Source organism: Actinomadura sp. NPDC000929 (assembly GCF_040492065.1).
GTDB classification, from domain to species: Bacteria; Actinomycetota; Actinomycetes; order Streptosporangiales; family Streptosporangiaceae; genus Spirillospora; species Spirillospora verrucosospora.
This window is the reverse complement of sequence record NZ_JBEUPA010000103.1, coordinates 1-15,156: the sequence shown is the minus strand read 5'-3', so window position 1 is coordinate 15,156 and position 15,156 is coordinate 1. Positions and strand designations below refer to the sequence as shown.

At 74.8% G+C, this 15,156-nt stretch carries 14 protein-coding genes; 5 read left to right on the top strand and 9 right to left on the bottom strand.

The genetic code is table 11. The annotated features are described in order from the left end of the window. The first annotated feature begins 133 nt into the window (after positions 1–133). Entirely contained in the window at positions 134–2,857 is a 2,724-nt protein-coding gene (locus tag ABWI04_RS28975; protein WP_353834441.1) for a cation-translocating P-type ATPase, read from the top strand. Beyond that, positions 2,854–3,378 (top strand): CBS domain-containing protein, encoded by a 525-nt coding sequence (locus ABWI04_RS28970; protein ID WP_345172020.1) that lies wholly within the window; start codon positions 2,854–2,856, stop codon positions 3,376–3,378. The genes ABWI04_RS28975 and ABWI04_RS28970 overlap by 4 nt, the downstream gene beginning before the upstream one ends. Before the next feature lie 52 nt (positions 3,379–3,430). On the opposite strand, the gene ABWI04_RS28965 is transcribed toward ABWI04_RS28970, so the two are convergent. Then, positions 3,431–4,318 (bottom strand): universal stress protein, encoded by an 888-nt coding sequence (locus ABWI04_RS28965; RefSeq protein ID WP_345172018.1) that lies wholly within the window; start codon positions 4,316–4,318, stop codon positions 3,431–3,433. A gap of 182 nt (positions 4,319–4,500) precedes the next feature. Here ABWI04_RS28965 and ABWI04_RS28960 point away from each other — a divergent pair, with 182 nt between their 5' ends. Together ABWI04_RS28960 and ABWI04_RS28955 are read left to right on the top strand one after the other, a co-directional pair. After that, a complete protein-coding gene (locus ABWI04_RS28960) occupies positions 4,501–6,918 on the top strand; it encodes a glycoside hydrolase family 65 protein (RefSeq protein WP_353834440.1) in 2,418 nt (805 codons plus the stop codon). A gap of 116 nt (positions 6,919–7,034) precedes the next feature. Further along, on the top strand, positions 7,035–7,460 hold the full coding sequence (locus ABWI04_RS28955; RefSeq protein WP_353834439.1) for a pyridoxamine 5'-phosphate oxidase family protein: 426 nt from the start codon (positions 7,035–7,037) through the stop codon (positions 7,458–7,460). A 111-nt stretch (positions 7,461–7,571) separates the two neighbouring features. Here the strand turns inward: ABWI04_RS28955 and ABWI04_RS28950 are convergent, their stop codons facing one another. From ABWI04_RS28950 to ABWI04_RS28925, 6 genes are all read right to left on the bottom strand, one after another. Beyond that, entirely contained in the window at positions 7,572–8,438 is an 867-nt protein-coding gene (locus ABWI04_RS28950; protein WP_353834438.1) for a universal stress protein, read from the bottom strand. 52 nt (positions 8,439–8,490) lie between these two features. Then, entirely contained in the window at positions 8,491–9,324 is an 834-nt protein-coding gene (locus ABWI04_RS28945; protein WP_345172010.1) for a universal stress protein, read from the bottom strand. A gap of 70 nt (positions 9,325–9,394) precedes the next feature. Next, complete coding sequence (locus ABWI04_RS28940; RefSeq protein ID WP_345172008.1) at positions 9,395–10,435, bottom strand: zinc-dependent alcohol dehydrogenase family protein; 1,041 nt, start codon at positions 10,433–10,435, stop codon at positions 9,395–9,397. A 90-nt stretch (positions 10,436–10,525) separates the two neighbouring features. Then, on the bottom strand, positions 10,526–11,215 hold the full coding sequence (locus tag ABWI04_RS28935) for a DUF4389 domain-containing protein (protein WP_353834437.1): 690 nt from the start codon (positions 11,213–11,215) through the stop codon (positions 10,526–10,528). 147 nt (positions 11,216–11,362) lie between these two features. Continuing rightward, positions 11,363–11,902, bottom strand: coding sequence for an SMI1/KNR4 family protein (locus ABWI04_RS28930; protein WP_353834436.1), 540 nt, complete (start codon positions 11,900–11,902; stop codon positions 11,363–11,365). 48 nt (positions 11,903–11,950) lie between these two features. After that, positions 11,951–13,105 carry an FAD-dependent oxidoreductase gene (locus tag ABWI04_RS28925; RefSeq protein ID WP_353834435.1) on the bottom strand — a complete coding sequence of 385 codons (1,155 nt, stop codon included), beginning with the start codon at positions 13,103–13,105 and terminating at the stop codon, positions 11,951–11,953. 50 nt (positions 13,106–13,155) lie between these two features. Between ABWI04_RS28925 and ABWI04_RS28920 the strand changes: the two genes are divergently transcribed. Next, entirely contained in the window at positions 13,156–13,647 is a 492-nt protein-coding gene (locus ABWI04_RS28920; RefSeq protein ID WP_353834434.1) for a flavin reductase family protein, read from the top strand. Here ABWI04_RS28920 and ABWI04_RS28915 read toward each other — a convergent pair. Then, positions 13,598–14,029 carry a cupin gene (locus ABWI04_RS28915; RefSeq protein ID WP_353834433.1) on the bottom strand — a complete coding sequence of 144 codons (432 nt, stop codon included), beginning with the start codon at positions 14,027–14,029 and terminating at the stop codon, positions 13,598–13,600. The two genes, ABWI04_RS28920 and ABWI04_RS28915, sit on opposite strands and share 50 nt — an antisense overlap. A gap of 14 nt (positions 14,030–14,043) precedes the next feature. Then, on the bottom strand, positions 14,044–15,156 hold a 1,113-nt coding region (locus ABWI04_RS28910; protein ID WP_353834432.1), incomplete at its 5' end, for an MFS transporter.

Here is a 15,156-nt window from a genome sequence, read left to right as displayed (position 1 = left end):
GCCGACGCCGGGACCTTCGGCCCTGCCCCCGGCCGCGGCGTGCGGCCAGGCTGGGGGCGGCAGGAGGTGCGACGATGGACGTACGCTGCGACCCCGCGGTCGCCGACCCCGGCGGCCGCGGCCGCGGGCCCCGATGACGACGGCTCCGGCGCCCTACCGCAGGACGGCCGACGAGGTCGTGCGCGCGTTCGGCGGCGACGCCTCCGACGGGCTCTCCTCCGGCGAGGCGGCGAGGCGGCTGGAGCGCGACGGGCCCAACACGCTGCCCGCCGCGCGCGGGCGCGGCCCCGTCGTGCGGTTCCTCCTGCAGTTCAACAGCCCGCTGATCTACGTGCTGCTGGTGTCGGCGGCGGTGACCGGGCTGCTCGGCGAGCACGTGGACGCGCTGGTGATCCTCGGGGTGGTGGTCGTCAACGCCGTCGTCGGCTTCGTCCAGGAGTCGCGCGCGGAAAAGGCGCTGGGCGCCCTGGCCGCCATGGCCCGGACGGCGGCGCTGGTCGTCCGCGACGGCGCGGCCCGGCGCGTGCCGTCGGCCGAACTCGTGCGCGGCGACCTGGTCAGGCTGGAGGCCGGCGACAAGGTCCCGGCCGACCTGCGGCTGCTGCGCTCCGACGAGTTCGCGGTGGACGAGTCGGCGCTCACCGGCGAGTCGGTGCCCGTCGCCAAGGACACCGCGGCGCAAGACGAGGCCGCCCTCGCCGACCGCACCGGCATGGCCTTCTCCGGCACGCTGGCGACGTCCGGAAGCGCCGCGGGCCTGGTGGTGGCGACCGGCGCGGACACCGAGCTCGGCGGCATCCACCGGCTGGTGGAGGGCACCGGCGCGGTCCGGACGCCCCTCACCCGCAAGATCACACACTTCAGCCAGATCGTGACGGTGGCGATCCTGGCGCTGGCCGCGCTGACCTTCCTCATCGGCGTGCTCCGCGGGCGCGGCGCGACCGAGATGCTCACCGCCGCGGTCGCCCTCGCGGTCGGCGCGATCCCCGAGGGGCTGCCCGCGGTCGTCACGATCACCCTCGCGCTCGGCGTCTCGCGCATGGTCGGCCGCGGCGCCATCGTCCGGCACCTGCCCGCCGTCGAGACGCTCGGCAGCACCACCGTCATCTGCACCGACAAGACCGGCACCCTCACCCAGAACCAGATGACCGTCACCGCCGTCGCCGCCGGCGGGCGCGACTACACCGTCACCGGCGCCGGCTACGCGCCCACCGGGACGATCCGGCGGGACGGCCGGGACGTCGACGCCGCGGCCGACCCGGCGCTCAGGGAGACGCTGCTGGCCGGCCTCGCCTGCAACGACGCGCAACTGCACCGGCGGGACGGCTGGCACATCACCGGGGACCCGACCGAAGGCGCCCTGCTGACCAGCGCGGCCAAGGCCGGCGTGGACGGCGTGCCGGACCGCGTCGCCACCCTGCCGTTCACCGCCGAGCGCCGCTACATGGCCACCCTGCACGAGGACGGCGCCGTCTACGTCAAGGGCCCCGTCGAGCGGATCCTGGAGCTGTGCGAGGACGCCGCCGGTCCGGACGGCGCGCCCGTCCCGCTCGACCGAGCGGCGGTCACCGCGCGCGCCGAGGCCTACGGCGGCCAGGCGCTGCGCGTGCTGGCCTTCGCCCGGGGACGCGCCCGCGGCTCCGCGCTGGACGAACCGCCCCCGCTGACCTTCCTCGGCCTGCAGGCCATGTTCGACCCGCCCCGCGAGGACGCCGCCCGGGCCGTCCGGACCTGCCACGACGCCGGCGTCCAGGTCAAGATGATCACTGGTGACCACGCCGCCACCGCGCGCGCCGTCGGAACCCGCGTCGGGCTGGACGGCGAGGTGATGACGGGCGCCGAGCTGACCTCGGGCGTCTCCGCCGAACGCGTCCAGGCCACCACCGTCTTCGCCCGCGTCTCCCCCGAGCAGAAGCTCCGCCTCGTCCAGATCCTGCAGGACCGGGGGCACGTCATCGCGATGACCGGGGACGGGGTCAACGACGCGCCCGCGCTCAAGCAGGCCGACATCGGCGTCGCCATGGGACGCGCCGGCACCGACGCCGCCAAGGAGTCGGCCGACATGGTCCTCACCGGCGACGACTTCGCCTCGATCGAGAAGGCCGTCGAGGAGGGACGCGGCGTCTTCGACAACCTGGTCAAGTTCATCGTCTGGGCGCTGCCGTCCAACATCGGGCTCGGGCTCGTGCTGGTCGCCGCGATCGTCGCGGGCACGGCGCTGCCCGTCCTGCCGCTGCAGGTCCTCTGGCTGAACATGACCGCGGTGCTCGTGCTCGGCCTGCCGTTCTCCGTCGAGCCGAAGGACGAGCACATCATGCGCCGCCCGCCCCGCGACCCGTCGCTGCCGCTGCTCACCCGCGCGATGACGCTGCGCGTCCTGGTGGTCTCGGCGATCCTGCTCGCCGGCGCGTTCGGCCTCCAGCACTGGGAACGCGCCCACGGCGCCACGCCGGAGGTCGCGCAGACGATCGTCGTCAACGTCTTCGCTCTGACACTGCTCACCTACCTCTTCAACTGCCTGTCGCTGGACCGTCCGCTGCTGTGGCACGGCGTCCGCCGCAACCCCTGGGTCGGCGCCAGCGTCCTGGCCCTCGTCGCCGTCCAGGCGCTCTACACCTACGCGCCCTTCATGAACGGCCTGTTCCACTCCGCCCCGCTCGGCGCCGGCGCCTGGGCGCGGATCGTCGTCATCGCCGCCGTCTCCTACGTGGTGATCGAGATTCTGAAGTACGTCCAGTCGCGCGCCGATCCGGCACTCCGGCGCCGGGTCGGGGGACGTTCGCCCCTGCCGGCGGCAGGCGTCCCGGAGGAGTCTGGAGCCGGAGGCAATCCGTTCGGCCCGGAGGAGGAGCCATGACGCCGAGCCCACCGCTGGAGCAGCGCGCCGTCGCCGAGCTGATGAGCCGCGACCTGCTCACCATCGCCGCGGACGAGTCCGTGATCATGGCCTGGGAGCTGATGTGCCGGGCCGAGATCCACCACCTGCCCGTCACCGACGTCGAGGGCGGCTTCCTCGGCGTCCTGGACGCCCAGACCCTCACCTCGGCCTGGGACGCCGCCGTTCCCCGCGAGGCGCGCCGCCCCGTCACGGATCTCCTGCCGTCCCGGCCGCCCGCGACGGTGCGCCCGTCGGCCGCCGTCGCCGAAGCGGCCCTGGCCATGCTGGAGTCGGACCGCGACTACGTGGCGGTGACGGACGAGCACGGCGCCCTGGCCGGCCTCGTCACCGCACGGGACCTGGTCTGCGCCCTCGCCGGGGTGCACCGCGAGATCCCGGCGCGGACCGGCGGCATGCCGTCGCTGTACCGGATCGAGCCGGTACTCCCCCGCGAGACGCGGGCCCCGCACCCGGGCCGGAGCAACATCGCCCCCGACTGAACCGGCGCCGGCCGCCCGCGGCGAGGCGCGAGCGGCCGGCGGGGCGTTCCCCTCAGGCGACTCTCTGGGCGGTGTACCGGGGCGCCGGGACGATCGCGACCGAGCAGGGGGCGTGGTGCAGCATCGCCGAGCTGGTCGCCCCCAGCAGCAGCGGATCGAGGCTTCCGGTGCCGCGGTCGCCCACCACGAGCAGGTCGGCGCCGTCGGCGGCGTTCAGGAGCGTCTCGCGGGGCCGCTCCAGCAGCAGCGAGACGTCCACGTGGACCTTCGGGTACCGCCGCCGCCAGGGGTGGACGAGCCGCTCCAGCATCGCGGCCCGCGCCTGGAACAGCCTGGCCTTGTCGGCGAACAGCGGCAGGTCGCTCTCGGGCACGGCGCCCGGCTCCCACGCCCCGTGCACGACGCGCAGGTCGCACTCGCGCAGCGCGGCCTCCTCGATGGCGAAGCCGACCGTCGCGTCCGCGTGCTCCGACGCGTCGACTCCGGCCACGATGAGACCGCGGTGGCCGTCGGCGCCGCGGACGGCCACCACGGGGCGGCGGGTCCGCGCCGGGAGCTCCGTCGCCGTCGAGCCCGCGGGCAGCAGGTGCCGCTCGTGCGAGCCGACCACGATCAGCTCCGCGTCGTCGGACTCGTAGACCAGCGTGTCGCACGCGGGCTCCCGCCTCAGCAGCGTGCGCACCTTCCCCTGCGCGCCCAGGTCGCGCGCCCGGCGCGCCCCCTTGCGCAGGAGGTTCTCTCCCGCCCGCTGGAGCACCGCCTGCACGCCGGCGTCCACGTGGCCGCTGGGGTACGGCCAGTGCCAGCAGTAGCACAGCATCAGGTCGAGCCCGCGCAGCCGCGCCTCCTCCACCGCCCAGCGCAGCGCGGGGTCGTTCTCCTTGGTCCCGTCATAGCCGAACAAGACGTTCGACCTCTGAGCCCTCGTCAGCGCCGCCATCCGTCCACCCCTCCTCGAACAGAGGTCCCGACTTCAGTCTCGGCCGGTCCGGGCCACGGGGCACGGGCCGAAGGTCCCGCCGCGCCGGGTCGTCCGGTACTGCCGGGAGCCGAGGGGCCGATGACAGCGTGGTTGGCGGGAGTGCCCGGCCGAGGGCCCCGACGACGGTGTGAGGAGACGCCATGAGCCGGTGGATCCTGGCCTATGACGGCTACGATCCCGCGACGGAAGGGCTGCGGGAGGCGCTGTGCACGCTCGGCAACGGCTATGTCGCCACCCGGGGCGCCGCCCCCGAGTCGGCGGCCGACGGCGTCCACTACCCCGGGACCTACGTCGCCGGCTGCTACGACCGGCTCCCGACCGAGATCGGCGGGCTGCGGGCCGACAACGCCGACCTCGTCAACATGCCGAACTGGCTGCCGCTGACCTTCCGCGCCGAGGACGGCGAGTGGTTCGACCCGGACGCCGCCCTCCAGGAGGACCGGCTCCTGTCCTACCGGCAGGAACTCGACCTGCGGCGCGGCGTCCTGACCCGGCTCGTCCGCGTGCGCGACCGGGCCGGGCGGACGTTCCGCCTGGCCCAGCGCCGGATCGTCTCCATGGACGACCCGCACCTGGCCGCGCTCGAGACCACGATCGTCGCCGAGGACTGGAGCGGCACGCTGCGCATCCGGTCCGCGCTGGACGGCCGGGTCTCCAACGCCGGCGTCGAGCGGTACCGCGACCTGCCCGGAACCCACCTGACCCGCGAGGAGCCGCTGCGGCGGGACGACCGGGGGCCGCTCCTGCTGCGCGCCTCGACCGTCTCCTCGAAGATCGGCATCGGGGTCGCGGCCCGCACCCGGGTGTCGGTCCCCGCCGAGGCCTCCCGGCTCGCCGAGGACGGGTGGGCCGCCCAGGACCTGACCGTCGACGCCGCGCAGGGCGCGCACGTCACGGTCGAGAAGGTGGCGGCGGTGTTCACCTCCCGCGACCGCGCCGTCGAGGAGGCCGGGGAGGCCGCGCTGGGCGCCGCGGCGGAGGCGGGCGGCTTCGACGCCCTGCTGGAGCGGCACACCCTGGCGTGGAACCGGCTGTGGCGGCGCTGCCAGCTGAGCGTCGACCACGTCGAGGTCCAGCGCGTCCTCAACCTGCACATCTTCCATCTGCTGCAGACCGTGTCGGAGCACATCGTCGACCTGGACGTCGGGGTCCCGGCCCGCGGCCTGCACGGGGAGGCCTATCGCGGCCACGTCTTCTGGGACGAGGTGTTCATCCTCCCGTTCCTGACCATGCGGTTCCCCGAGATCGCCCGCGCGCTGCTGCTGTACCGGTGGCGGCGGCTGCCCGCCGCCCGGCGCGCCGCGGCGGCCGCCGGGCACCGCGGCGCCATGTACCCGTGGCAGAGCGCCGCCGACGGCCGCGAGGAGACCCAGCTCGTCCACCTCAACCCGCGGTCGGGCCGGTGGCTGCCCGACCACACGCACCTGCAGCGCCACGTCGGCCTGACCATCGCGCTCAACGTCTGGCGCTTCTACGAGGCGACCGGCGACGCCGAGTTCCTCGCCGAGTACGGCGCCGAGATCATGCTGGAGGTCGCCCGGTTCTTCGCCGACCTGACGGTCTACGACCGCTCCACCGACCGGTACGGGATCCGCGGCGTCATGGGCCCGGACGAGTACCACGACGCCTACCCGGGACGGGACCGGCCCGGCCTGGACGACAACGCCTACACCAACGTCCTCGCCGCCTGGCTGCTGGAGCGGGCGCTGGAGGCGCTCGCCGTCCTCCCCGAGGACCGCCGCGGGGAGCTGCGCGAACGGCTCGCGCTGACCCGCGAGGAGATCACCCGCTTCGAGGACGTGGCGCGCAAGATGTACGTCCCCTTCCACGCCGGGGTGATCAGCCAGTTCGAGGGCTACGGCGGCCTGGAGGAGCTCGACTGGGCCCGCTACCGGGAACGCTACGGCGACATCCGCAGGCTGGACCGGATCCTGGAGGCCGAGGGCGACTCGCCGAACCGCTACAAGGCCTCGAAGCAGGCCGACGTGCTCATGCTCTTCTACGTGCTCTCGCCGGGCGAGCTGGACGCCGTCCTGCGGAACCTCGGCTACGAGCACGGGCCCGAGCTCGCCGCCAGGACCATCGCCTACTACCTGCCCCGCACCTGCGACGGATCGACGCTGAGCTCGCTCGTCCACGCCTGGATCCTCGCCCACACCGACGGCGACGAGGCCTGGGGCGTCTTCCTCGAGTCGCTGTTCACCGACGTCACCGGCGTCCAGCGCGGCACCATCGCCGAGGGCGTCCACCTGGGCGCGATGGCCGGCACCGTCGACCTCGTCCAGCGCTGCCACGCCGGCGTCCGCACCCGGGGCGGCGCACTGCGGCTGGAGCCGCGCCTGCCCCCGGCGGTCGGCGAGCTGCGCCTCGGGCTGCGCTACCGCGGCAACTGGGGCATCGACCTGATCTGCCGCCAGGACCTCGTCCGCGTCGCGCTGCGCCCCGGCGCGGCCTCCCCCATCCGCATCTCCTACGGCGCCGAGGAGATCGAGATCCAGCCGGGCGCGTCCTGGGAGAGCCCCCTGCTGGCCGGCAGGCCGCCGCCGGCCGGCGGCTGAGCCGGGCCGTTCGAAGGGCCCGGCCGGAAGGGGACGGACGGCTTCCGGCGAGGTGACCTTGGCCCCTCCCGCTCGCCGGGGGCGGAGCGGAGCATGGAGACATGAGGGAGGAAGCCATGAGGAGCGCGGACGAGGCGGCGGGCCTCACGCGAGCGGAGTGCCTGCGCCTCATGAGCACCGCCGCCGTCGGCCGGATCGTCTTCACCGAGCAGGCGCTGCCCGCCGTGGCGCCGGTCGGTTTCGTCGTCGACGGCGAGGACGTGGTCATCGCGGTGCCGCGCGGTTCCCGGCTGCCGGCCGCGACCCGGGGCGCGATCGTGGCCTTCCAGGCGGACGATCTGGACGCCGCCTGCCGCAGCGGGTGGTCGGTCACCGTCATCGGGCGGGCACGGGTCGTCCGCGATCCCGGGGAGCGCGCCCGCGAGGCCCTCCGGCCCTGGACGGCCGGAGCCGGGGCGGATTTCATCCTGGTCTCCTGCCGGCAGATCACCGGTCAGCGCGTCGGGGTCTCCCCCGTCGACGCCCACGAGACCGCGGCCTGAACGACTCGGTGGCGTGACGGCGCCCGAGGCGGCTTGTGCCGCCCGTTCATCGCGTAGGGCCCGGCGAGGTGCCGGGCCCTGCGCGATGCGGCGTCCATGTCCGATGTGCGCTCAAGGGGCGGAGGCGCCCGCGATGGGGACGACGGCGACCGGGCAGTGCGCGTGGTGGAGGAGGCCGTGCGTCACCGCGCGGCTGCGCGGCACGGTCAGGCCCTCGCGGGGATGCGAGCCGGCGATCACCAGGTCGACGTCGCGGGACGCGGCGACGAGCGCGGCGGCGGGGTTGTCCTGCACGAGGTCCTCCACGACCTCCACCCCGGGGAAGCTCTTGCGCAGGGGCGCGTGCGCCTCGATGACGCGCCACCGGGCCCGCTCCTCGAAGCGCCGGAGGTCGAGGTTCTCTCCGTGCCCGTCCAGGACCGCGGGGAACGGCCAGGCGTGCACGACGCGCAGCCTCGCCTCCCGCACGGCGGCGGCCCGGAACGCGTACTCCAGCACGGCGGAGTCGTCGCCGAGGCCGACGCCCACGGCGATCTCGCCGCGCTCGGCGGCCGGTTCGCCGCGCACCACCACGACCGGGCAGGCGGAGTGGCGGACCGCGCCCAGCCCGACCGAGCCGAGGACCAGGCCCGCGAACCCGCCGAGACCGCGGCTGCCCACCACCACCTCGAACGCCTCCTCCGAGTGCTCGGCCAGTGCCCGGACGGTGCGCGCGGACGCCAGTTCCAGGCTCACCGGCACCTCCGGCCGCCGGGCGTGCGCGACGCGCTCGGCGGCGGCCAGCACCTCCTCGCCCTGCCGCGTCAGCGAGACCACCTCGCCGGGGGCGGTGTTGAGCGGCACGTCGGACCCCCACCGCTCCACCGCGTGCAGGATCCTCAGCGCGCGCCCGTACCGGGCGGCCTCGTCGGCCGCCCAGGCCACGGCCCGTTCGGAGGGGACGGAGCCGTCGGCTCCGACGATGATCGGATCGGACATGGTCAACTCCTCCTCGCTTCTCCCCGGCGGACGTCCCGCCGGGCGGCGCCGGTCACCGGTCGATGGGCACCACGACCACGGGGCAGTGCGCGTGGTGCAGGACCGCGTGGTTGACCCGGCCCAGCGCCATGCCGATCCGGCCCGTCCGGCGGGCGGCTCCGACCACCACCAGGGCGGCCGACCGCGAAGCCTCGACGAGGGCCTGGGCCGCCGCGCGGTCCGAGACGAACTGCTCGACCCGGACGTCCGGATGGTGCTCGCGCAGCCCGGCCAGGGCCTCCGACAGCTCCAGATCCTCCATCACGCGCCTGCGGGGGGACCCGAACTCGCCGCCCACGGCGTGCAGCGCCAGGAGCGCGGCGCCGCGCGAGGCGGCCTCCTCGAAGGCCCAGCCGGCCATGGCGCTCTCGCCGGGGCGGTCCTCGACCCCGACCACGACCCGCGCCGGGGCCTCGGCGGGGTAGGGCGTCTCGTGAGGCACCACGAGGACGGGGCACCGGGCGTGCGCGGCGGTGTACAGCCCGACCGACCCGAACAGCAGGCCCTCGAACCCGCCCAGACCGCGCGATCCGACGGCCACGAGCGCCGCGTGCTCGCTGCCCTCCACCAGCGCGCCGCCCGGGTCCGTCCGTTCCAGCCGCGTCGCGACGTCGAGGTCGGGATGCACCTTCAGCGCGTACTGGCGCGCCTCGGCGAGCAGGTCCTCCCGCTCGGCGACCAGCCGGCTCAGCGCGTCCCTGGGGATCACCCCGTCGTCCACCAGCGCGCGGGACGCGTGCACCAGCTCCAGCGGCCGGCGGTGCCGGACGGCGTAGTCGGCGGCCCAGTCGAGGGCCCGCCAGGCGTGGGCGGAGCCGTCGACGCCCACGATGATCTGGGTCCGCATGGCCTCTCCTTTCCGGGTCGTCTCGCCGCTCGCCCGCACGGCGCGGCGGTCGCGGACGGCCGCACGGGGTTCAGCGGGTCAGGACGACCTTGAGGGCGCCGGTGTGAGCGGGGTCGGAGAAGACGTCGTAGGCCTTCGGGAACTCGTCCAGCGCGAAGTGGTGGGTGACGAACCGTCCGGCGTCCAGCTGGCGGCCGGCGACGAGCCGGAGCAGGGTGGGCGTGGAGAAGGTGTCCACCAGTCCGGTGGTGATGGTGATGTCCCGGATCCACTGCTCTTCGAGGTGCAGCGCGGCCGGAGCGCCGTGCACGCCGATGTTGGCGACGTGCCCGCCGGGGCGGGCCAGCGCGACGGTGAGCTCGAATGCCTCGGGGACGCCGACGGCCTCGATGGCCACGTCGGCGCCGAGGCCGCCGGTCATCTCGCGGACCGCCGCCAGGGCGTCCTGCCGGGAGTTGTTCACCGTGGCGTCGGCGCCGAACTGCTTGGCCGCCTCCAGCCGGCTGTCGGCCAGGTCGATCGCGACGACGTGGCTCGGGCTGAACAGCCGCGCCCCCATGATCGCCGCGAGCCCGATCGGCCCGGCGCCCACCACCGCCACGACGTCGCCGGGGCGGACGGCGCCGTTGAGCACGCCGACCTCGTAGCCGGTCGGCAGGATGTCGGCCAGCATCAGCACGTCCTGGGCGGGCACGCCCTGCGGCAGCGGGTGCACCGAGGTGTCGGCGAACGGCACCCGGACGTACTCGGCCTGCGTCCCGTCGATCCTGTGCCCGAGGATCCAGCCGCCCCCGCCCAGGCACTGCCCGTAGCGGGCCTCGCGGCAGAACCGGCACGTGCCGCACGCGGTGATGCACGACACCAGCACCTGGTCGCCCGGCTTGACCGTTCGCACGCCGGGACCAACGGCCTCGACCGTGCCGACCGCCTCGTGCCCGAGGATCCGCCCGTCGGTCACCGCCGGGACGTCTCCCTTGAGGATGTGCAGGTCCGTGCCGCAGATGGTCACCGCGTCCACCCGCACCACCGCGTCGCCGTCCGCGACGATCTCGGGCTTGGGCACGTCCTCCCAGGACTTCCGGCCGGGCCCGTGGTACACCAGCGCCCGCATGGCGAGCCTCCCTCATCGTCCTCAGGTTCGCTACCAGAGTCGATCTCGGGGCGCTGCCGGCGGCAGGGCCTAACGTCCCGTGGCGGGGGCCTAACGTCCCGGCGCGTCCGGCGCCGCGGGCGTCGCGGGGCCCGGCGCGTCGCCGGGCTCGGTCTCGCCCATGTCCAGCCGGAACGGCGGGTAGCGGTCGGTCATCAGGAAGGCGTAGCCGGCCACCCGCAGGACCCACCGGTCCATCCCCATCACGAACGGGAAGACGCTCCGCAGGTAGCTCCCGGTGAACAGCAGCGCGACCGCCGCGACGAGCACCAGCAGGCCGACCACGCCCGGAGAGTTCCAGTTCTCCCCGCCCATACCGCCGCCGGTGAACAGCGAGACCACCAGGTAGTGCGGGATCGCCAGCAGCCACCACTTCACCAGCACCAGCCCCCGCGACAGAGGCCCGGGGTAGTCGATGCGCAGCCGGGCCGGGTAGTCCGGGACGTCGCCGAGCGTGAACGGCGGGTACCGGTCGGTGCCCAGGGCGCCGTACCCGTAGAACGCCACCCGCCACGCCCAGCGCAGCACCCCGACGTCGAACTCGAAGATCGACCGCGGGTAGCGGCCGGTGATCAGGATCGCGAAGAACGCGACCACGGTGAGCACGGTGAACGCGATCCCCAGGAAGAACAGCACGATGTAGTGCGGGATCAGCAGCAGCCACTTCACCAGCCACAGCCACCGCGACAGCGGCTCCTCCAGCCGTCCCTCCACGTGGACCGGCATGTCCCGGCCGTCCATCTCGTCCTCCCTCAGCCGAGCGTCCGGCGACCCGGTGCCACCGGGCATGTCCTAGGACCACGGTCGGCTTCCGCGCCGCGGCGGCGTAGGGAGGAACGTCCGCACCCCTCAGGGACCAAGGTCCGGGGGCGCCCGGCGCCTACGGGCTCAGCGGCACATCGAGGCGATGAGGTCCGGGAAGTGCGGGAACTCCGCCCGCGCGGCGGCCACGATCTCGGCGGGCGAACGGCGGCCGGGGGCGTGGCGCTCGGCGATCGCGCGGAAGGCGTCGTTCGGCTCCTCGGGGAACTCGGGGTCCTCGAACGCCTCCCCGGGCCCGAGGCCGGCGGCGAACAGCCACAGCAGGTCGCCGAGATCGCGCGCGATCACGCCGCGGTCGCCCTCGGAACCGATGTAGACCACGGGCTGGCCGGTGACCGGCACGCCGGGCCGCACCAGCCAGAAACCGGCGTAGTCGCCCGCCCCGGTCGAGCCGAAGAAGCGGAACACGCCGCCGTCCGCCTCCGGGTTGCCGGTCCAGAGGCGGAACCACCACGCCGTCTTCGCCGGGTCCTCGAAGCCGTCGTACATCTCGAAGTCGCAGCCGCTCGCCTCGTCGGTCTCGTCGTCCCATTCCCATTCGAAGCCGATCGCGGCCACCTCGGCGAGAGCGGCGGGCAGCGCGAGTTCCCCAGGCGTGTTCGTCACCCCGGCAGGCTAAGCGATCTTCGCGCGTGCCGGGGTCGAAGCCGCGGATCAGCGCGCGGGCGGGGCCGCGCGGCCGGTGCCCACCCGGAACCGGTCGGGGGCCGGGCGCTCGTCCGACGCCGCTTCGGCGATGATCCGGCCGAGCAGCGGCGCGAACTTGGCGCCGTGCCCGGAGCACGGCGAGGCGACCGTGATCCCGCCGGCGCCGTCGACCACGAAGTCCTCGGTGGGGGTGTTGGTGAACAGGCAGGTCGTCTCCGCGTAGGGCTCGGGGACGACCCCGGGCAGAGCCTGCCGGACGTAGGCGACGATCCGCTCGCGGTTGGCCGGGTCGACCGCACCGGTCTGGGCGGCCGCGCTCCGGATCGGCCGTCCGCCGTTGAACTCGGCCACCTTCTGGCCGCTCCGGCCGTCCGGGAGGGCGGCGTCGCGGCCGCCGGGCAGGCCGTAGACCAGCGTGTCCGACTCCTTGTGGATGAACGTCGGCCACGGCTCCCCCGGATCGTCCCGGTAGGGGAAGTGGTAGGCGTTCTCCTGCATCACCTGGAGCGGCGGGAACGCCGCCAGGAGCGAGTCCGGCAACCCGAGGCCGCCGAGCAGGTCGGGCAGCCAGCCGCCCACGGCGACGACGACCTTCTCGGCCTCCTCCGCCCGCCCGTCCACGCCCACCACCCGGTGCCGGGTGCCCACCCGCTCGACGGCCGCCACCGGGCGGCCGGTCTCGACCCGGGCGCCCTCGGCCTCCGCCAGCCGCAGCATGGCCGCCACCGCGGCCTCCGCGTCGACCACCCCGGCGTCCGGGTGCCACAGCACCTCGCCGCCGCCGAAGTGGAACTGCGGCCAGCGCGCGGCCGCCTCGGCGGCGGTCAGCAGCTCGTGCTCGACGCCGACCCTCGCGAGCACCGCGGCGAGCGCCGCCGGGTCACGGCCCGCCCCGGCGTCCAGGGAACCTGTGCGGGTGACGAGCCGCTCCCCGGACGAACGCTCCAGCTCCTGCCATTCGCGCCGTGCGTCGACGACCATCTGGGCGTAGAACGGGTCGGCGTAGCCGTACCGGAGGATCCGCGCGGACCCGTGCGAGCTGCCCTCGGCATTGGCCGGCGTGCGGCCCTCCAGCACCGTCACCTCATGCCCTCGCCGGGCCAGCTGCCAGGCGCTCGCGGCACCGACGAGGCCCGCCCCGACGACGACGTACGTGCCCATCGTGATGCTTCCTTCCGCCGTGGACCGGATCATCACCGTAGGCTGGCGCGGTGGACAGCGATAGGTTCGTCGCCGGATTCGACTACCCGATGTTCGTGGTGACGGCCGCCGATCCCGGCGCGGGGACGCGGGCGGGCTGCCTGGTCGGGTTCACGACGCAGACCAGCATCGAGCCGTTCAGGTTCCTGGTGTGCCTGTCCCGCCGCAACCGGACCTACCGCGCGGCCGAGAGGGCGTCGGTGCTGGCCGTGCACGTCCTCGGACGCGGTGAGGACCAGCGGGAACTGGCGGCCCTGTTCGGAGAGCGGACCGGCGACGAGATCGACAAGTTCGCCCGCTGCTCCTGGCGGCCGGGCCCCGAGGGCGTGCCCCTGCTCACCGGCGTCCCCCGCCGCATGGTCGGCCGGATCGTGGAGCGCACCGAGCTCGGGGACCACGCCGGGTTCCTCCTGGCCCCGATCGACGTGACGATCGAGGCCGAGGCCGACCCGCTCACCTTCCAGGCCCTGCCCGACCTGGATCCGGGCCACGAGGCGGGCTGACGGTCCGCGCTTCCCTCCGGCTGCCGCGCGGCAGGGTGACGGCCATGATGCTGCTCGGCGTGTCCAGCTCGATGCGGTGCCAGCGGCCGCGCGGGACGATGGCGGCGCTCCCCGCCGTCAGCCTGATCACCTCCTCCCGCGGCCCCGGCTCCTCCGGGCGGAGGCAGAGGCGGATCTTCCCGATGAGGCAGGACACGACCTCCTCGGCCTCGGGGTGGACCTCCCACCGGTCGGCGTGGACGTCGGCGTCGGTCTTCGCGTGGAAGACCGTCACCCGCCACCCGTCCCGCTCGGGGCTCCAGGCGTGCGGCGCGGCCGAGATCCCGCCGCCGCGGTCGAGGTGGAGGAAGCAGGTGGAGAGGTCGATCGGAGTAACGGTCATGACGGGACGTCCTTTCAGTCCTGGACGGTCAGCAGGTCGCGGTCGTCGAGCCGCTCGGCCATTGCGGGCGGGGCGGTGCGGCGCAGCACGGTGAGGGCGATGAGGGCGGCGGCCATCAGGAGTGCGGCGCCGAGGGCGAGGCCGAGCGCGTACCCGTCGTTGAGAGCCGCTGGGGTGGGGACGTCGCCGGTGCGGTGCTGCGCGGCGGTGCCGAGGGCGGCCAGGCCGAGGGAGGCGCCGATCTGGCGCGAGCTGTTGAGCAGCGCCGAGGCGGTGCCGGTCTCCCGGGCCGCGACGCCCCCGGTGGCGACGGACACGAGCGGCGCCAGGCAGAGCCCGAAGCCCACCCCGGCGACGATCGAGGGCCCCAGCACGTCGGCGGCGAAGGCGCCGTCCGCACTGATCATGCCGAACCAGGCGAACCCCGCCGCCGTCAGCAGCCCGCCGGCGACCAGCAGGGTCCGGGGGGCCGACCGGTAGCCGAGCTTGACGGCCAGGACCGACCCCGCGGCCACTGCCAGCGCGAACGGCAGGAACATGGTCCCGGTGAGCGCCGCTCCGTGCCCGAGCACCCGCTGCAGGTAGAGCGACATGAAGTAGAAGGACGAGGCCATCGCGGCGCCCACCAGGAGGTTGAAGGCGTTGGCCCCGGCCACCGAGCGGTTGGAGAACAGCCCCAGCCTGATCAGCGGGTCGCGTGCGGTGGTCCTCTCCTGGCGGAGGAACGCGGCCAGCAGCGCGGCGGCGACGGCCAAGGTCGTCAGGGTGACGGGCGAGGTCCAGCCGTGCCGGTCCGTGCGCACGATCCCGAACACCAGCAGGCTCATCCCCGCGGTGGCCAGGACGGCGCCGAGGACGTCCGGACGGCCCCTGCGGTCCGGGGGCGGACCGGCGGCGACCCCACGCCAGGCCAGCGCCAGCGCGCCGGCGGCCATCGGCACGTTCACCAGCATCACCCACCGCCAGCCGGCGTACTCGGTGAGCACGCCGCCGATCAGGACGCCGAGCGCGCCCCCGGCGGCGTTCGTCGCGCTCCAGATCCCGAAGGCCCGGACCCGCTCCCGGCCCGAGGGGAACGTCGCGGTCAGCAGCGCCAGCGCGGCCGGCGCCAGCGCCGCCGCGCCGAC